The 21,423-nt window shown below is 50.2% G+C and carries 5 protein-coding genes; all 5 read right to left on the reverse strand.

Annotated features, from left to right (window positions below; genetic code table 11):
- Positions 1-38 precede the first annotated feature (38 nt).
- The 5 genes from HGH91_RS03880 to HGH91_RS03900 all read right to left on the reverse strand — a co-directional run bounded on the left by HGH91_RS03880 (position 39) and on the right by HGH91_RS03900 (position 20,612).
- Entirely contained in the window at positions 39-9,047 is a 9,009-nt protein-coding gene (locus HGH91_RS03880; RefSeq protein WP_168737128.1) for a hybrid non-ribosomal peptide synthetase/type I polyketide synthase, read from the reverse strand.
- Positions 9,048-9,062: 15 nt separating this feature from the next.
- Positions 9,063-10,469 carry a serine hydrolase domain-containing protein gene (locus HGH91_RS03885; RefSeq protein WP_168737129.1) on the reverse strand — a complete coding sequence of 469 codons (1,407 nt, stop codon included), beginning with the start codon at positions 10,467-10,469 and terminating at the stop codon, positions 9,063-9,065.
- A 44-nt stretch (positions 10,470-10,513) separates the two neighbouring features.
- Positions 10,514-13,624: a non-ribosomal peptide synthetase gene (locus HGH91_RS03890; protein ID WP_168737130.1), complete on the reverse strand. Its 3,111-nt coding sequence runs from the start codon at positions 13,622-13,624 to the stop codon at positions 10,514-10,516.
- 40 nt (positions 13,625-13,664) lie between these two features.
- Positions 13,665-20,003, reverse strand: a complete 6,339-nt coding sequence (locus HGH91_RS03895) for a type I polyketide synthase (protein ID WP_168737131.1) — start codon at positions 20,001-20,003, stop codon at positions 13,665-13,667.
- A 99-nt stretch (positions 20,004-20,102) separates the two neighbouring features.
- A complete protein-coding gene (locus HGH91_RS03900; RefSeq protein ID WP_168737132.1) occupies positions 20,103-20,612 on the reverse strand; it encodes a UpxY family transcription antiterminator in 510 nt (169 codons plus the stop codon).
- Positions 20,613-21,423 lie beyond the last annotated feature (811 nt).

Below are 21,423 nucleotides of genomic sequence, written 5' to 3' on the forward strand. Positions count from 1 at the left end.
GGCGCTATACTTTCATTTAAAGGGATCGTAGATAATTGTTAGCGGGCAATGTTGGCGGGTTGTACGGCAGCAGCTGCCACAGGCTGGCAGGCAGCTTTGAGTGTAGCCAATGGTAAATGTGGATGCTCCGGCACCTGGGCAATGAGGACCTGCAACGCATTCATGAAGGCCATCATGCGCTCCTGCTTAAACAGATGGGTAGCGTAACATAGTTCCAGTTCCAGCGTATTGCCAACTTCGCGGCAATACAGGACCAGGTCAAATTTGGCGATCCTTTTCTTTAGCGGGAACGGCGTTACTTCAGCACCGGGAATTTGCAGGGTGGTATCGTCTGCATAATCAAACTCCATCATCACATCGAAAAGCGGGTTGCGGCCAGGGAGATTGCTAAGCCCCAGGCGCCGGATCAGCAAATCCAGCGGGTATTCCTGTTGATCAAAAGCCTCCAGCACCAGCTGGCTGACTTCTCCCAGAAATCCACCAAATGTTTTATAATCATTGGGGAAAGATCGTAGTGCCAGGGTGTTTACAAACAAGCCTACCACGGTTTGCAGTTCCGTTCTTCGTCGCCCCGTTACCGGCGTACCTACTATCATCTCTTCTGACCCGGTAAGGTGAGATAACAATACATGATAAAGCGTCATTAATACCACAAATACCGTGGTGTTTTCTGTAGCTGCCAGCTGTTTAAGCGCCTGGTATTGCGCAGCTGTTATGCGGGTAATAACCGTATCGCCAGCGGTATGTATGCCGATAGCGCGGTTAAAATCTGTTGGTAAGGAAGGCCGGGCAAGGGGAAGATCCCGGAATACCTCCAGCCAGTAAACCTCCTGGCGGGACAATAACTGCCGGTATTCTTCCGACTGCTGCCAGGCGGCGTAGTGTTGGTATTGCAATGATACCGGCGCCAGCGCCTCTCCTGCCAGGAGGCCATTCAGCTCCCTGATAAAGATACCGGAAGAAATGCCGTCGGCAATGCTGTGATGAAAATCAAGGAATAACCAGGCATTGTTGTCGTCAATATCAGCAACAGTTATACGAAATAAGGGTCCACGGTTTAAATCAAATGGCCGGATGAACTGGTGAAAGGCTGCTTCCGGGTGGTTCCTGGTGGTGGCCGGAAGCCGTATAATTTCTATTGTCCTGTTCGTCGCGGGTACCTGGACGATATTATTATCTGCAATATCGTAGGTAATGCTCAGCACCGGATGCCGGGCCATCAGCTGTTGCAGGGCGGCCTGTAAGGCTACCAGGTCCAGATGTCCCTTTACCAGGTAGGCGGCAGGCATGTTATATTCGAGTCCGCCGGGATGCAACCGGTGCAGGAAATACAAACGTTGCTGTGCATCGGAGGCGGGGTAAAAAGTTTGCGAAGCCGTGTGGTTGATAATCGTGCTACTCTCACGCACTCCTTGCAACACCGCCGCTATATTGGCCCTGACAGTAGGATCCCTGAAGAATTCCGGCAACGGTATTTTCACGTTAAAGGCCTGCTGGATACCAGCAATCAGTTGCATGGCTTTCAACGAATGCCCTCCCAGGATGAAAAAGTTGTCGATTACCCCGATATGTGCAGCATCCATTTGTAAGGCAGCCGCCCATATCTGCGTCATTAGTATTTCTGCGGCGGTAACAGGAGCTACATATCCTTCCTGTTGCTGCTGCGCCGGCGGAAGTAAGGCTGCCTTGTCAATCTTCCCGTTGGCAGTAACAGGTATCTTATCTACCATTACAAACGCCGATGGTATCATATAGTCGGGCAACCGCCGGGATAGCAGCTGCCGCAGCATTTCAACAGCTATTTTCTCGTTTAGCACCAGGTGGGCACACAGGTACTTGTCGCCATCTGTATGTTGCTGCACCGTAACAACCGCTTCTTTCACCGCAGGTATCTCCAGTAAACAACTTTCAGTTTCACCAGGTTCTACCCGGTATCCCCGGATCTTCACCTGTCCGTCTATCCTGCCTAAAAAGTCGATCGTACCATCGGGCAACCAGCGGGCAATATCGCCAGTGCGGTAAATCAGCTGGTTAGGCTGAAAAGGATGTGGAATAAACTTCTCCCTGGTTAATGTTTCATTCCCGATATATCCCCTGCCCACCTGCTCTCCTCCTGCACATAGTTCGCCGGGGACACCCATAGGCGTAATATTTCCCATGGCATCCAGGATATAGATATCTGTATTGAGAATAGGCGTACCAATGCCCGGTAGCGCCGGGATATCGCCCTCCGGCGAAATGGTCAGCGTAGTAATCACATGCGTTTCAGAAGGACCATAATGATTATGCAGGTATACCCCGTTGCACTGCAGGTAATGCCGGAATTCATTGCTGACAATCACTTGTTCGCCGGCAGTTTGTATATGCCGGATGCAGGCGGGAATGGCTTCTATGTATGCGGTTTCCCTGAACAACAATCTCAGTAGCGACATAGGAAAGAAGACAGTGCTGATATGATGTTCCCCGATAAATGCCAGTAAATCGGGGATATTTTTCCGCACTGCTTCACGGACCATATATACCGTTCCGCCTGCACATAACGTATAAAATATCTCTGAAAAAGAAACGTCAAAGGAAATCGTACTAAATTGCAGTACTTTGTTGAAATCCATGCCGGTATGGTAAATACAGTGCTGCACCAGGTTTACGGCGTTCCGGTGTTCGAGCATAATACCTTTCGGGCGACCAGTAGAACCAGAAGTATAAATCACATATACCAGGTCGCCTGGTTTATTGATCAGCGTCGGCTCGTCACCGTTACCACTATACGTATCTTCCCTGGATATATCCATTACCGTTATTGTATCTGATAATGTTGCAGCCTGGGAAACCGTTTCATCGTCGGCCAGTAAGAATTTCACCTTGCTATCAGTCAGCATATACTGTACCCTGTTCACCGGCAATACCGGGTCTATCGGCAACCAGGCGCCTCCGGCTTTGATAATACCCAGCATACCTACAACAGTAGCGGCACTGCGACCTGTATACAGGGCTACCAGCACATCGGTGGTTACGCCCTTTTTCATCAGTGTTTCCGCCAGCTGGTTAGCTTTCCGGTTCAGTTCCCGGTAGGTGAATGTTTGAGCGCCGTCTACCAGCGCAATGGCTTCCGGTGTTCTTTCCACCTGTTCGATAAACAGCTCCTGGAGAACAAGACCTTTGCAGCGATCTGATTTCAGGTGATTAAAAGTATATAGCAGTTGTTCTTTTTCACTATCAGGCAATAAGCTGATGGAACTCAATGGCAACGCAGGTTGTAATAATACTTCCTGTAGAATATGTATAAAATATCGGGCGAATCTTTCAACAGTAGCCTTTTTAAAGAGATGGGTACTATATTCCAGTTCAAAATACAGCGACGCATCCTGGTCCCAGCAAACCAGGTTTAAATCGAATTTGGCTTTATCAGTAACGTGATGATAAGGCGTACGTCGAATACCTTCCCAGCCTTTCTTGCGGATAGAAAAATGCTGGTACACCAACATAGCGTCGAAAAGCGGGTTGCGGGAAATATCTTTGGGGAGATGTAGCTGTTCTACCAGGTCTTCGTACTGGCAATCCTGGTTTTCCAGCGCTGTAAATACCCGTTTCTTAACTTCCTGTAGAAACGTATTAAAAGGCATTTCTTCCGGCAGCTGGTTATGCAAAGGCAGCGTATTTACAAATATGCCGCTGATATTTTCCAGGTCAGGATGCCGTCTTCCGCCCACCGGCGTACCGACCACGATATCCCGTTGCCCCGAAAGTCCGGACAACAGTACATTAAAGACAGCCAATAACAGGCTATGCATGGTAACGTCCAGTTCTTTTACCAGCTTCCTGGCAGCCAATACAGTTGCTTCATCCAGCGTAAAGTGAACAGCATCGCCGTCGAATAACTGCACGGGCGGCCGGGAATAGTCGGTGGGTAGTTGCAATACGGGGATGTCCTGTTGGAAGATCTCTTTCCACCAATCCAGCTGCTGCCTGCGATATTCGCTGTGCTGCTCTTCTTCCTGCCATACTGCATAATCCTTGTATTGCAGCGTTACGGCTGGCAGGGAAGCGCCTCCGCATAAAGCAACGAGTTCACGATCCAATATTTCGCTGCTGATCCCATCAGAAATAATATGATGACGATCAAATATAACCGCATGTTTATCGGCCGCCAGCTTCACGATGCCAACCCGCATAAAGGGTGGTTGATCGAAATGAAAAGGCCTGGCAAAATTTCGGATCAGCGCTGGTAAGGCAGCTTCGTCTGCTTCCAGTAATTCCGGTTCAAAAGGCACCTGTTCCATCACCTGCTGTACCGGGCCTTCCGGCGTCATCAGCAATGCGGTGCGATAAATTTCGTGACGTTGTATGATGGTACGAAATGCGTTGGTTAACCGGTCAATATCTAACCGGCCTTCCAGGATATCAACGTGGGTTTCATTATAGCCAATACCACTGGTATCAAACTCACGCAGGAAGAAGAGCCGGCGTTGCGCGGCCGACAAAGGATAATGCATGCGGTCCGGCGCCGGCATTACCGGCTTGTAAGCCTTATGCTTTGTATGACGAACTACCTGCGCAATATGTTGAATGGTACGGTTACGGAAAAATTCTTCCAGCGATACAACCGTTTTGGTGAGCCGGTGTACACGGGATAACATGATGATAGCCTTGAGTGAATCGCCTCCCAATTCCATGAAGTCGTCCTGTACGCCTATGCCGCTGAATCCTAGTTGTTCGCTCCATTGCTCCACCAATTTTTCTTCCAGTGCGTCGGCCGGCGGCAGGTATTCATTTAACAGGGCTGGCTTGGGTTTTAGCGGTATGGCCATGGAGGCATCCACCGTGGCGACAGTACCCGAATGATCATTCGCAGTGTATACCCACTTCTGCATACGCTGTAATAAGTTGCCCGAAGAAATAGCTACCTGTCCCTCTTCCAGGGCATGATGTAATACCCGCTTCAGGGTTTCTATCCCTTCAGCTGCGGAGATATTGAGTGCGATTGCCTCGCTGCTGATCATCATATTTTCCAACCCCGCTTCCCATCCTTCCCAGTCCGCCCAGTTAAGGCTGATCCAGGGCTTGCCGGCGGCGGCCAGCCTCAAAGCCATTGCATCCATAAACTGGTTGGCGGCGGCGTAGGAAGCCAGTCCCAGTCCGCCCAGTATCGGTGACAGCGAAGATGCCAACAGGATAAAATCCGGTTGCCTGTTCCTGAAAATTTCTTCCAGTACAAGCGTACCTGTTATCTTAGGATGGCAATGTCTTTCATAGTCTGATGGCTGCAACTGGCCAATAGTGGGGAAAGCGTGTATGTCGATGATCCCAGCGGTATGAAACACACCATGAATAGGGCCGAATTTACTTTCAGCTTCCGTTACTACCTGCTGCATTTCCTCAAGGCTTCCGGCATCTGCTGCCATAAAAGCAATGGTGGCGCCTTCCTGCTCCAATGCCAGCAGCGTGGATATTTTGCGGCGCTTTCCCGCATTGACTTCAGCGCTAGCCTGCTGTTCCCATTGGCTGCGGGGAGGTAATGGCGTACGGCCTGCCAGTATTATTTTAGCCTGGTACTCGCGATGTAAGTAAGTGGCAATAGCCAATCCTATATTGCCCATTCCCCCGGTTACCAGGTAAGTGCCCCCCACCCGGAGCCGGGCTGTTTTTGCCGGAACAGGTGGTAAGGATAATGGCTCCATTTGCTGCACCCACCGCGACTTTCCACGGTAGGCGGCTATAATACCGGTTGTGGAGAGTAATACTTCCCGGATTACCTGCCGGAAAAAGTCGTCACCTCCCGGTTCTACTACCCGGCAACGTACCCCGGGATATTCCTGCGGAATTACCTTTACCAGGCCCAGCAAAGTTGTTTTGCCGGCATCTGTATTTTCATCCCCGGTAATGCGGAATATCCTGTCGGCCGCTACGGTGAGCTGCAGTGAAAGCGAGAGGGATTGGGTATATTCCAATGCCTGCATCAAATAAAGCAGGCTATAAAAACCGGTATATTGTTTTTCTTTGATACTGGCAGTTGTGAGTACCTGTTCTTCACTATTACCTATATTCCAGGCATGCAACACATGCGAGGCCTCCCAACCGGCCGCTTGCAGCCGCCGGCACATTTCCCGGTAGTCTTCTGCCGACTGCGGATGGATAATAAAATCAGTGGCATTCGTTTGCTCAAAAGTGTTGCCCAGGTGCACCATTACCACATCGGTAATACCCCAGGTCTGTAGTTCATTCAACAGCAGTGGGGCTGGCATACCTGGCGGTACGAACAGCAGTAAGCTTACCGGTAAATCCACTGCCGGTTGGTATGGCAGTAAGGGTTGCCGCTTCCAGGAAGGAAGGTAAAACCAGGAAGACAGATCCTCCTGCTTTGTAATGCTATTGGTATTAGCTGTTTCCGCCTGATCGCGACGTACTGCTTGTGCAATATCAATCGTATGCGGTACCTTCTCAAAAGGATAAGCCGGCAGCGGTATCTTACAGCGATTTTCTTCCCGGTAAAAATTTTCCCAGCTGAGCTGATGTCCTCTCAGCCACAGCTGACCAACCCGATTCAACAGGTACGCTACATCAGATACACCCACTGACTGGGTTCTAACGGTGCTGAGTACACGATTTTCCTGTTCCGGCGGCAATAACCGTTTTACCAGCATGGTAAGATCATTGCCCGGACCAATTTCCACCAGGGTGGCATCCGGAATAGCCGTGATATGTTGTAGATTATCAGCAAAGCGCACGGTTTGGGAAAGGTGCTGACACCAATATTCCGGCGAGGTGGCATCTGCCGCTGTCATCCACTGCCCCGTTACATTTGAAAGGAAAGGGATAACTGGCGGATGCAATACCATCGATGCCAGGTGTGCCTTCAGCGCAGATAACACCGGGCTTACCGCAGGCGCATGTACAGCGTGCGTGGAAGATATCCTGAACGACAACAGGCGTTCTTCCTTTAGTTGTTTTTCGAGATGGATAATATCTTCCAATCCCCCTGATACTACGCAGGAGGGACCATTGTCAATTGCCATGTACACGTCTTCCGGTAACAGGCGCATAGCTTCTGCTGCCGGCAACGGGATACTCACCATGGCTCCGGCAGGCAGCGTTTCTACCAGCCGTCCCCGGATAAGCATTAGTTGCAGCGCATCTTCCAGCGAAAAAACGCCGGCCAGGCAGGCCGCCACATATTCCCCGAGACTGTAGCCTGCAAGATGATCCGGCTGCAATCCCCAATGCATCAGCAGTCGGGCCAATGCATATTCAAATACAAACATCCTGAGTTGAGAACCGGTAAAACTATTATCGGGCGTATGATTGTTGTGGTACTGCGTCCATTTTGCCATCTCCGTGCCGGCCAGCAGCTGCTGACAGCGGTCGACCTCTTTCCTGAAAAACGGCTCTTTTTCATAGAGGTCCCGCCCCATATCGGGATACTGCCCGCCTAACCCTGCAAAGAGAAATACCAGCGGAGGGCATTGTTGATTTACCCCGGCAGTTTGTGTCCCCCTGTTACTTTGCGCGGTTAACTTCCGGATAGCCTCCTCGCGATCGGCGGCCACACAAATACTGCGGTAGCGGAATTCCTGCCGGCCGGTTTGCAAGGTATAGGCTACATCGGCCATATTGATATCCGTGGCCGATGACAAGTAAGCTGCCAATTGCGTGGCCCTGGCCTCTAATGCTGCCGGGGTTTTGGCTGATAATAGCAACAGGTAATGATCTCTCCAGGAAGGTGTATCTGTTGCCGCTACCGGCGCTTCTTCCAGGATGAGATGTGCATTGGTGCCTCCGATACCGAAAGAACTCACCCCCGCCCGTAAAGGCTGCTGATCGTTTGTCCAGGGAGCAAGGGTGGTATTTACATAAAACCTGCTTTGCCCGGTATTCAGCCCGGCGATGGGCCGGGTGCAATGCAGGCTGGGAGGTATCATACCATGCTTTAAGGCCAGTGCGGTCTTGATCAGGCCCGCCATGCCGGCGGCCGTATTCAGGTGGCCAAAGTTGGATTTCACGCTTCCCAGCGGGCAACGGAAATCTCCAGGTACATTGCGAAAAACCGATTCCAGCGCCTCTATTTCAATTTTATCACCGATAGCAGTGGCGCTGCCATGCGTTTCGATATAGCTGATGCTTTGTGGCGCTATTTCTGCTACCTGGTGCGCCATGGCAATTACTTCCGCCTGCCCGGCAGATCCAGGTGCCGTATAGCCAATTTTGCGGGCGCCATCATTGTTGATAGCGCTTCCCTTGATCACCGCATGTATTGTATCGCCATCGGCCAGGGCATCAGCCAGCCGTTTCAGCATCACGATGCCGGCCCCGTCGCTGAATACTGATCCCGAAGCCTTTTCATCAAAGGAACGGGTATGCCCGTCGGCCGATAAAATCATGCCTGGTTCATGTAAATGCCCCGCCTTTACCGGCAGCGATAAAGATATGGCGCCGGCAAGGGCTGCGTCACACTTACCGGTGAGCAACGCCTGGCAGGCAGTATCCACCGTTACCAGGGAGGTAGAGCAGGCGGTATAAATAGTCATACTGGGCCCATGCAGGTTCAGTAAGTACGATAAGCGGGTGCTGAGAAAATCTTTATCGTTCAATAACAAAGTGGCAAACTCGTCTGAAAAAGATGCCCTGCAAGCCGCCAGGGTATGCTGTTGCCAGGCGGTAGCCGGAGCCGCGCCCAGGTATACGCCCATCAATCCCTGCCAGGTAGCCGGGTTACATCCTCCGTTTTCCATCGCCTCATAGGCCAGCTCGCAAAGCAAGCGTATCTGGGGATCCAGCCGTTCTGCCTCTTTGGGAGTGAAACCAAAAAAAGCCGCGTCAAACATTTCTGCGTCATCAATAATCCCCCTCGCTTTTACATATCCCGGCTGACTATACTGTGCAGACCTGATCCCCGATGCCTCCAGTTCTGCATCTGTGAAGAAACAGAGCGTTTCCCGGCCATTTACCAGGTTATCCCAGAAAGCAGCGGGACTATCAGCGCCCGGAACACGTATAGCCATGCCCGTTATTGCTATTTCAAGACCGGTAAGTTTCCTGTTATCAACTGACATATATCGATAGTAACGTTATGCGTTTTTGAATTCCATTAATTTGCGAAGTGCCTGCACCGCCTTATCGTAAGACGGATTCAGCTCCAGGGCACGTTGATAGCTGCTGATAGCGCCTTCGGTTTCATCTGCCCAGGACTGTGATTCTCCTAACCCATACCAGGCCTCCCAGGAATCGGGATAGTCCATTACGCAAAGGCGGAAAATTTTCTGCGCATCCTGGCATTTACGTGCCCGGTACAGCAACTTAAATCCCAGCGCAATCAGGTGGGTGTCCTGGAAGTCGTAAGCGCCAGGAGCTTCTTTCTTCAGGTAATGATAGGCCTGCACCGCCGCATCAAACCCGCTTTGCATCAGCGTTCTGCCAAGTGGCAGATGTATAGGGGTTTTAGGCGGATCTACCTCGTATCCCAACTTCATCAGCAATACCGGGATAGCCACCTGTTCAGCTGAAAAATTATCAGAGTTGATACAAACAAATACACCGGTTTTCTTTTCCGGCAACAGGATCATAAAAGCGCGGAACCCGGGCTCCCCTCCCAGCGATACCGCCATGGTATGGCCATCGCGCTTTACCAGCTTCCAGGCCAGGCACATATAGGTATCCTGCTCCGTTTCTACCTCCGGTTGCATTAACCGGCGATAGTTATCTTCCTGTAACAAGGTCTTGTCTTTCCATACGCCGTTATCAAGGTTGGCCTTCATCCAATGCATCATATCCGGTACATTGGAATAGAGTGTGGAGCTGGGCGCATGGATGCGATTGTAGGGATATACCTTACGGACCTTGCTCACGAAATTTTTTGCCAGGGTATGCGGACTTACCAGCAAACGCTCCGGCACATCCGTTACAATAAAGGTGCTGTGCGGCATTTCCAGCGGTTCAAAAAAATGCCGGCGCATATATGTTTCGAACAACATACCAGAACAGACGTGGATTACATCTGCCAGCACATTGTAAGCCCGGTTGCTATAGTGATAAAGTACACCAGGTTCATCGAGCAGTGGAAGGTGCTCCAACGTGTCTATATAGCGGCGCGCCGCACCATCGTCGTATTGTGGTTTATTCCATTCAAAGTTCCTGACATCAGGAATACCCGAGGTATGCGATAATATTTGCCGGATAGTAATCCTGCCGTAACGCGTATCTGTTGTTTTCAGGTAAGGCAGATAAGTCACCAGTTTTTCGTCCAGCGCTATCTTGCCCTGTTCTGCCAATTGCATGATGGCAGTAGCTACAAACACTTTCGACAGGGATCCCAGCTGAAAAACGGATTCATGGGTAAGACCGGCGCCGGTAGTGATATTGCTGACACCAAAATGTTGCCGATACGTTACCTCTCCTCCTTCCATAATACCAACTGCCATACCGGGCAATTCGTAGGCCTGCATAATTTTTTGGAGCAGCGCTTCTATTGATTTCATATCAATAATAGGTTTAAGCATGTGGGATCGGGAAATATTGTAGTTCAGACCATGTTTTCCTGGCCCTGTAAACGTATCTGGCGCAGGCTCACCCGATCGTTTGCCAATACCTGTTCGAGTATATCCAGGTAGTAGCCGGCAAACTGTGCGATCCGTTCTTCCCGGAATAGCTTCTTGTAATATTCAAACCGGAACTGAATCTGCCCATCTATTTCATAACCTCGCAGCAGCAGATCAAAAAGCGCTACTGTATTATTATTGATATGTTTTACAAATTTCAGTTTCTCTGACAATACGACTTCCGACTGGTCTACCTGCTGAAAAGCAAACCACACATCGAACAGCGGATTACGGGGGGCTGCCGGAGGAAGATTCAGTTGCTGCAACAACTCCCGATACTGAAAATCCTGATGCTTGTATGCATCTATCAAGGTGGTATGTACAACGTGCAGGAACGTACGAAAATCCTGGTCAGGACCAGATGATACCCGCAATGCCAGTTCTCCTACAAAAAGGCCCATCATACTCCCGGTAGCCGGGTGACTACGTCTTGCAGCCGGAATACCTACTACGATATCGCTGGTATCTCCCAATTTCTGTAACAGGATATAATAACAGGTGAGCAGCAAGGTAAACAGGGTTACCTGTTCTGCCCGGGCAAAGCTGTTTAGCTGCTCCGCAAATATGGCATCGCACTCAAAGCGATAGATGGCTCCTTCATAACTCTTGACCGCCGGCCTTTCTTCATCCATTGGCAATGTTAGCGGCGCTGGCAACGCCCGGTACTGATGCTGCCAGTAGCGCCGCTGCTCCTGCAACAGCTGCTGCTGCGACGGCTGTTGCAGCCATTCGGCATAATCTTTATAATGCAGCGTCAATGGCGTTAATGGGACACCACGATAAATTTGTTTCAGTTCTTTCTCCATGATCCGCATAGACACGGCATCTGTCAGCAGATGATGAATATCCAGCAGCAACACCGATTTATCCATACCGGCCCTGATCATGAAAGCCCTGATCAGCGGGGCCTTATCCAGCTCAAACGGTTTGATACAGCCGCGGATGGCCTGTTGTAACTTATCTTCTTCTACCTGTTCTTCCACCACCGCAAAGGTTACCTCCGGGTGTACTACCTGGTAGGCACTACCGTTGCCGGCTATATGAAAAGAGGTACGAAACATTTCATGACGTGTGATCAGCTGTTGCAACAGTTTGGTTATCTCTTCTGCAGATATCTCTCCCACTATATCTACAATGCTGATCATATTGTAGGCGGTAGAAGAAGGATGTTTATAGCAATCGAAGAAGATATGCTCCTGGTTCTCTGTCAGCGCATACCCGCTTTTCTCCGGGGCTGGTGCGAGTGTGTCTTCTCCATTTAAAGTTCCCGGCGCCATCATCCCTGCACAGGCCCGGATGGTAGGCGTCCGGAGAAATTTCTCCAGCGGTATCCGGTAACCCGTCATCTCCAGCGCACGGGAAAGAAATTGCAATACCTGTATAGAGTTGCCTCCCAACTGGAAAAAATTAATGTCTGTACTTATTTTTTCTGGCGAGAGATGTAACAGCTCTGCCCATATTTTTCTAAGTACTTCTTCCACGTGGTTTCCAGGTGCTCCCTGTCCTTCCGGGATAGTCCATTCCGGCGCAGGCAGCGCGTTCAAATTTATCTTCCCGTTAGATAGCAGCGGAAAATGAGACAATGGCATCAATGATCCGGGCACCAGGTATGGCGGCAATACTGATTGCAGGAACATGCGCAATGATTCGGGCGGCAATTCCTTGCCCGGCACATAGTACGCTTGCAAACTTTGCTCGCCTGGCGCCGTTTCAGGGGCGGTTACTACCACTTCTTTTACATCGGGGTGCCGGAGCATCGCATTTTCTATCTCCTGCAAATTCACCCTTATGCCACGGATCTTTACCTGCTTATCTTTTCGCCCCAGGATATCGAGATTTCCATCCGGCAACCATCTTCCCAGGTCGCCCGTACGGTACGCCCATGGCTTACCGGCGTTGAACGGATGTGGCAGAAAGCGCTCCTGCTGTTGCTGTTCATCGCTGTAGTAACCGTAAGTCATATAAGGGGTACTGATATATATTTCCCCCGTAGCTCCTGCTTCACAGGCCTGCCCCTGCCCGTCCAGCAATAATATTTCCGTGTCGGCTATCGGCTTGCCCGCCGGAATACGTGGCCGTTGCACGTCTTCTGGTTGTATCGGGTACCAGGTCCGGATCAGGGTGGTTTCGGTGGTACCATACAGGTTCACCAACTGTACCCTGTTTCCAAAAAGACGATACCAGTTTTCCAGGTATTGAGGCGCCATATGTTCGCCAGATAACAATACATATCGCAACGCCGGATAATCGGATGATTGCAGCCTCCCGTGATTAACCAGCTTAAAGAAGCTGGGCACGCAATGAATCAATCCAATTCCTGTATCATTGAGCCAGGCCGTCAGCTCCTGTTCATATACGCCGCTGTCGATAGCGGGATATATGCAGATGGTGCCACCGGCAAATAATGGCACCAGGATGTCCCTCATCCAGGCGTCAAAACCGGGATGCACAAATTGACTGGCTCTAACCGTGTCATTTATATGAAAATTTTGAATTTCCCATTGAATAAAATGCAGCAGGCTGCCATTTCTGCCCAATACGGCCTTGGCCTCTCCGGTGGAACCAGAGGTAAAGTATACGTAGGCCGGATCATCTTCGCTGAAGGCTGGACTCGGTGTTGCAGGAGCGACGCTGGTTTTCAGCGCATCCAGCTCATGAAAACAGACTTCGCTGAAGGCTGACCTATCCTGGTATATTGTATCCAGGGCTGTACGATCTGCCACGAGGTGCCTGATCTTCAGCTTGCGGACCATCTGCTGCACTCGCAAAACGGGCAACCGCGGGTCAATGGGCACATACACATAGCGCCCTTTGAGTATGCCGGTAAAGGCATAGATGTAGTCGATCCTGCTGGTAGCAGTAACGCCAATAAAAGTAAGCGCAGGAATCTCCTGTTGCGCAAGACCCGCAGCAATATTGGCGGCAGTTTGCGACAGTTGTTCATAACTAACGGCAGTATTGCCGGCAAGAATGGCTGTATGCCGGGCATATGCGGTGAAACTATGTTCCAGGCTATGTTGTAGGGATGATGACATAGAAGAGTATATTAGGCACGCTATATGGCGGAAACAATTTTTATTCGCTGACCATTTCTTCGGCGGGTAATGGTAATCTTTTCAGCATCACCTCTGCTAATACCGTCACTGACGGACCTGTCAAAAATTCCATAGGCAGCATCACGATACCGAGGTTTCGTTTTACGGCTCCAATCAATTCTACCACCATTACAGAATCAATACCCAGCAGGTTAATGCCTTTATCGCGGTCAATTTTGCCGGCATCCATTTTAAGGATCTGCGATAACTCTGTTACGAGTAGTCCTCCTATGTAACCGGCCCATTCCTCGCGGCTCATACCCATTAATGCAGCCACTACTTCCTGCTGTTGCTGCACCGGGCCAGTGTCTTGCCGGTTCTTCGCAACCAGGTCTTTGAACAGGGAGAATTGCCCTGCTACGGGGTTGCCGCTGGCCCAGGTTTCCCAGTCAACGCTGAAGAAGCCTGTCTGTACTGGTTTTTCTTTTAGTATGATGGTAATGCCTTCCATTATTTCCCGGGTCGACAAACCATGGATACCCGCATCTTCCAACATAGCCTGTAATTTTTCATCCCGGGCCACTACACCGGTTCCTGCTACCACGCCGAGGTTGATGGTGGTAGCCGGCCATCCTTTCTGACGGCGGTAATGCGCAAAGGCATCGAGGAAGCCGTTGGCGGCAATGTAGTTCGCTTGCCCTGGGTTACTGATTAATGTGGAGATAGAGGAAATACATACAAAGAAATCCAGTGTATCCGTCGCCGTTGCATTGTGCAGGTGCACGGCGCCATCTATTTTAGGCGCCATTACCTTGCGGAAACGGTCAGGTGTCATATCTGCAAAGAAACCGTCGTCCAGTACCATGGCGCCGTGGAAAATACCTTTCAATGGGGGCAGCTGGGCCCTTATCTTGCTTATCAGCGCATGTACAGCCTTATCGTCTGTGATATCAGCTACTACCACCCATACTACCGCTCCTCCAGCTTCCATTTCCCGGATAGCATCCTGTGAGCTTTGCAGCTGCGCACCGGAACGGCTTACCAGCACCACATGTCGCACCCCGCGCGCCACCATCCATCGGGCTATCTCCAGGCCCAGGCCGCGGGTACCGCCGGTAACCAGGTAAGTAGCGTCAGGCTTTAAGGTCAACCGGGTATTTTCTACTACAGGGATTTCTACTTCTTCGTTATAAAAACGAATGACGGTCTTATCGACAGACCAAGGCTGTTCTGCTGTTCTGGCTTCAACGTCGCCAATTTCCCGGGCGGCTATTTCTTTTACCTGCAAAGCAGTGAAATGACCGGCTTCCATATATTCACGAATTTCTTTCAGGTATTTAGCTGCCAGTAAAGGCCTTTCGCTGATAATGCGCTCCGCATCCACCGCAGCAAAGGTCAGATTTCGGGAGAAGTGTTGCATAGGCAGTACCTTCTGAGCGCTTTGATCGCCGCTAACATCCAGATATTTGCCATAAGGCGCCAACAAGGCCAGTCCCTGGTACAACATTTCGCCATGCGACATGCTGAACACCACGTCTATACCATAACCATTGGTGATGCCCAGGATAGCGGCAATAGCGCCGATATCATCCGCTCCAAATACATGCTGCACGCCGGCGTTTCTCAGCATATCCTGTTGCTGCGCGCCTTCTGCTGTGGCAAATATTTCAGCTCCTACCATCCGCGCATATTGAATGGCCGCCATACCTGCACTCTCCGTAGCACCTGGTATCAGTATTTTATCGCCCGCTCCCAGCTGTGCAATATATTTGAGTGCATGCAGTACGCCCACAAACGGTATCAGTCCCACTGCGCCGCTATGCGGCATCCCCGCCGGCAGCTGTATGGTTAAATGATCTGGTAGCATAGCATATGACCTGATCGCCCCCGAAGGACAGATGCCCATCACATGGTCGCCTATACGAAAACCGGTTACATCTTTGCCAAGCGACATTACTACACCGGCACATTCCACTCCCACCTGGTAGTGGGTGGCATTTGTCCCTTTATTGGCTATTTTGGGATAATCGCTGTTCTTAATGGCGGTATTATATACCAATATCTCTATCTCTTTATTACCGGGTACGCCCCTTGATACTTCTTCAAATGCAGGTACACCCGGGGACGTTTTCTGCCCCGTTTTCAGCGCAACCGGATGTTGGCTTACATTAACAGATTCCTTCAGTGTTTCAGGCGTCGCAGCTGCCTTCCGGTGTAATCTCCTTACATATAGCTGCGTACCCCGTATAGCCATTTCCGTTTCTGATTCTTCCTGTTCCACCACGGCTGCCAGCAATGACCAGTCGGGTTGTTGGGCGGGCAGGTCTATCAACTGCACCCGGCACTGAGGATATTCGTTGGCAATCACACCGCCTAATCCCCATACAGGCGCTGCCGCCAGGTTCACAGTAGCGCCGTCGTCCGCTATAACATGTGCCTGTTGCGTAACAATGTACAACGACCGGGGTCCGGTGGCAGGCCAGTTTTTCATCAATTGCAGCAACGGGGTCACTTCCTGCAGGCATCGCTCCGCAGCTGGTATCTCTTCCTGTTTTCCGGGAATATATAGCACCTGCATACCTGGACTCCCGGCTTCTTCCAATGCCCATTTTATATCGGCTCCGTTACTAAGATCCACTTCATATTGGCGTTCGCCTACTTTCCGGCCGGCGTTACCCTGGCATAACAGGCTTACGACCATTCCCCTTGCCGACAGGGCGGTTGCAGCAGAAAGCCCCGTCGACTTATCGGCCGCCAGCACCACTACCGGCGCTGGCATATCCTGCCTGCCGGCAGGAAGTACATACTCCTGCCATTCGGGCGTATAAAAAGCATCTGCTACTCCCTGCTCTTCATCAGCATCAGACAGTTTCAACATCTGCTGGCATTTCAGCCCTTCGATGTGCATCGCCACTGCACCGTCTTCGAGGCATATCGTCAAATCGCCCTCCACTTCTGTAGATGTTACGGAGGTGATGGTAGCATAACACAGGAAACGATTGCCCACTGCGTGATAACAGTTGAGCCGGCGGATAGAAACAGGCACTACTTCCCGTGGACTGGCCACCACCATTACCTGGAAACAGGCATCAAGCAATACGGGGTGAATGAAATATTCCTCGCGGTTGGCCGCATAAGAAGGATGTCCCTCAATAGCCGCCAACGCCATTCCCGGCGCATGGGCCACTTCTTTCACACAACGGAACAATGGACCATACTCCAGTTTTATATGCGCCAGTTTATCATATAATGCTTCGGCCGTCAGGTGCGCGGTGCATTTACTGCGCAGATAAGACAAGTCCAGCTGCTTACCGGTAACCGGCATATTTCCATTTACATACCTGCCTGTTGCTCTTAGCTGCCAACCAGGTAAAGTACCTTCCTGCCGGCTCAGTACACGAAACTGCCCCAGACTGGTATCCATCGTGGCATGCAGCAGTTGTACCTGCCGGTCGTCGATCAGCAGCAACTGGTGAAATGCAATATCTTCCAATATCATCCCTTTGCCTGCATTACCGGGTTCATTGCTATACATAGCCATAGCGGCAGTGATATAGCCGGCTCCCGGGAAAATTATTTTTCCATGCACAATATGATCGCGCAGGAAAGGAAAGAATAGGGTATTCAATTCTACTTCATACATGGGTTGGGCTGCTGGCAGCCGGTTATAGAGGAATACGTTTCCCTCCAGGCCAGACCGGTCTTCCGCGGATATCCCGCTTTCATTCCAGTATCGTACTTTCTGCCAGGGATAAACCGGCAATGGAACGAAAGCCGCCCGGGGAGCCAGCAGGTCCCAGTTAACCGAATGACCCAGGGTATATAAAGTAGCCAGGCCGCTATAAAAATGAAGTGGTTCGTTTTCCTTACGGTTCATAAAATGAACGAGCGTGCCTTTCCGGCTCCTGGCCTGCAAGCACTCTGTTATAGCCGTTTTCAGCACCGGATGGGGACCAATCTCCATGAAACAATCAAACTCATTGGCCGACAATACATCTATAGCCGGCGCAAAACTAACCGGGTTACGCACATTCAGCCACCAGTAATTGGCGTCGATAGCCGTGCCGTCAATCAGGTTGCCGGTAACGGTAGAATAAAGCGGGATATGCGTAGCTGCCGGTTGTAACCCGCGCAACGACACCAGCAATTCTTCCTGAATTTCATTCATCAGCGGACTGTGATAAGGTACTTCCACCTCCAGCATCCGGCAGAAAATACCCTTCAGCTCAAACTTGTCTGCCAGCGCAAGCAGACCGGATTCATCGCCGGACAACGTAACCGAATCGGGGCTATTGATGGCCGCCACAGAAATGTCGGGGTACTGCGCAATCATGTTTTCCGCAGTAGCCGCCGGGATAGATACCGCCAGCATCCTGCCCTTACCCGCAATCAGCTGTTGCAGGCGGCTCCGGTGATAGCTTACCAGGATGGCCTCTTCAAGCGACAGCGCACCTGAAATATATGCGGACGCCACTTCACCTACGCTATGCCCAACAACTGCATCAGGCTTCACGCCGAAATGCGCCAGCAGGGACGTTAAAGCCACCTGTATGAAAAAATTAGCCGGTTGCGCTACCTGCGTTTCCTTAATACGGGAGGTCGCTTCGTCTTTTTGCATTTCCTCCAGCACAGACCAGGAAGCTATTCTCCTGAAAATGGCGTCACAGTCTTCCAGGCTTTGACGGAATACAGGTTCGCAAGCCATTAGCTCCCGCCCCATCTTCCACCACTGTGGCCCCATACCGGTGTATACAAAAACGGTCTTGCCCGTCTCTGTACCTGCCGTATTGGTAACAATATGTTTTCCTAAATTATTATGATGAAAGGCCAGCATCTTTTCTTTCAGGTCTTCTTTTCCCTGTGCCACCACCGCCAGGCGGTGCTTGTGATGCGTACGCCGGTGAGCGGCCGAATACAGCAAATCCGCTGCGCTTACTTCGTTTTTCTCCAGCAGCGCCAGGTAAGACTGCGCCAACTGCTTTAGCACACCGGTATCATGTGCAGAGAGAGGAAATATCATGGGGGCTTCTGCTGTAACAGTTGCCGTGGCAGTACTATCGGTTGCGGGCATGTGATATTCTTCCAGCACCACATGCGCATTGGTGCCTCCATATCCAAAGGAATTCACCAGGGCAAATGAAGGCTCGCCGGCAGGTAATGGTTCCGGCTGTACGGGAATACGCAGCAGGCTTTCCTCATAATTCAAACCTGGATTAGGCTTGTTGAAATGCAGGTTAGGCGGCGCCGTCTTATGCTGCAGGCATAGCGTAGCTTTAATCAATCCGGCCACGCCCGATCCGGCTTCCAGGTGGCCGATATTGGTTTTCACAGAACCAATCAGGCACTTGCCATTGCTATATCCTTCTTCTTTCAGAACATCATTGATGGCATTAAACTCTACCGGGTCGCCGGCCTGGGTGCCGGTGCCATGCGCTTCCACATAGTGTACCTGGTTCACGTGAATACCGCTCTTATGTAGTACTTTTCTTATCAACGCTTTTTGTGAAAGGCCATTTGGTACAGTAATCCCGCCGGTCTTTCCATCCTGGTTAATACCGGTAGCCCTGATCAGGGCATAAATTTTATTGCCGTCTGCCACCGCCTTATCGTATGGTTTCAGTAACACTATACCAGCGCCCTCCCCTCTTACATAGCCCGCTGCTTCTTCATCAAAAGCTTTGCAGCGTCCATGTTTGGACAGGAACTTACCCGCGCTCATCACCATACTCATCACAGGTTTCAGCACTACGTTTACACCACCTACCATGGCCATATCACATTCTCCCGCCCAGATATTCTGGCAGGCCACGTGAGTAGCCACCAGCGAAGAAGAACAAGCGGTATCGATAGTGAAACTCGGCCCCTTAAAATCATACCAGTAGGATAATTTGTTGGATAGCATGGTGAGCATGATACCCGTAGCCGTGGTGGAGTTAATAAGTGCACGATTATCCTTTTCCAGCTGCAACAGCCCGAAATCATACGTAAATCCCCCTACGAAAACACCGGTATTGCTGCCTTTTACCTGTGGCAACGTAATGCCGGCATCTTCCATAGCCTCATAGGAAACCTCCAGCAACAGCCGCTGTTGCGGGTCTAACGTTTCGGCTTCGCGGGGAGAAATGCCGAAAAAGAACGGGTCAAATTCATCTATTTTCTCTCGCAGGAAACCACCATGAAAACTACGGATTTTATTGTGCGCCTGGTCCGACTGGCTGCAGAACCGCCGGTTGTCCCACCGTTCGCGGGGGATTTCAACGATGGCATCTGTTTTATTCATGAGCATGTCCCAGAATTTCGGAGCAGAAGAGGCGCCGCCAGGCAAACGGCAACCAATTCCGACAATGGCTATCGGTGTGTTAGGTTCATTCTTCATCATGTGTAATGATTTACAGGTACTGTAAACTCAAACGGACGTAGCCGAACAGCAGGCGTTGTTCTTAACAGGTCCGGGATAGTATGTGAGCAGGGTAAAATATTAACTGACTCTTTCCAGGCAATGCATGGGAATTTCCACGCCGATTGACTGGTTAATCAATGGCAACTGTACTACAAAACGCTTGTCGGTATGACGTTTCACCAGGATACCTTCCAAACCGGAAAGCACTCCTTCTATCACTTTCACTTTTTCGCCTATACAATAATTATGTTCGCGGGTGATTTCACATCCGGCCATTTCAATCATCCTGATACGTGCTATCTCTTCATCGCTGACAGCCACCAGTTCGCCTTTGAAGGCAACCAGTCGGATAACGCCATTAGCTGATAATACCCTGAACTTTTCACGGGGATTTATCTTCACGAAAAGGTAATTGGGAAATAATGGCTGCCGTAGCCGTTTTATACGATCGCTCCACTTACGGGCTACCGTGTACAAAGGCAGATAGCACTCATATGCCATGGAGGTAATTTCGGCGGCGATCTTCTTCTCCAGTTTGGGTTTGGTATAAACGACCAGCCATTTCTCTTCGGGGGATGAAACACACATAGGCTTAATGATAAAAATTAAAAGTGGACGGAGAGATGGAAATAGCTGATTTACCCGGCGATAAAGCAAATACTTCCCCCTGACCGTTTGGATGAAACGGATACAACTGGAACCGACGCGTTTACCTGGAAAATGGATACTGTGAAGTGGAAAGAAGGGATTAACAAATACCTGTCCCATCTGTTGTCAGATGGAACAGCCTTCATTCCGTTGGCTAAAACAGGTTCAAGGATCTACGCAGAATATACAGAAAAAAAACAACTGACAGCAAAGTAGTACTGATTCCTAATCACATGGTATAGCTGGCGCTACAGATACTCCCATATCAGTTAATTCAACACATATAGTAACAATTATTATTTGGGTTCTCGGAAAAAAATAAGATTCATAAAGATAACGGGAGAATAATTACCAAAAAATGCAGAAAACTATAAATCTTGTTACGGATTCCCTCATTTCTGCATGATACGTTATTTTATTATTTATAAGATATCTATCTTCCGGTTGAAAAATAAACCTGTTCCATGTTATTGCAAAAGCGAACATCATTGTTTCAAAAACGGACACTGTTGTGAACCGTCAGCAATGGAATGATTTGATTTTCATGCCTGTAATAAACTGGCATCATTTTGTAATGGCGGATATTGAATACCCTGGTATAGTTTCACTAATGCGTTTCTTTCCTGCAACCGGCATCAGCAAAGAATTTCGTAGCACGAGGACCCTTTTGACCCAATAGATTTTTTCCAGGTAACTTTAATCATTCGCTTGTTTTTAAAACATCCAATCCAAAAATCTACTTAGCCTCCTT

The organism is Chitinophaga eiseniae (assembly GCF_012641265.1).
GTDB lineage: Bacteria > Bacteroidota > Bacteroidia > Chitinophagales > Chitinophagaceae > Chitinophaga > Chitinophaga eiseniae_A.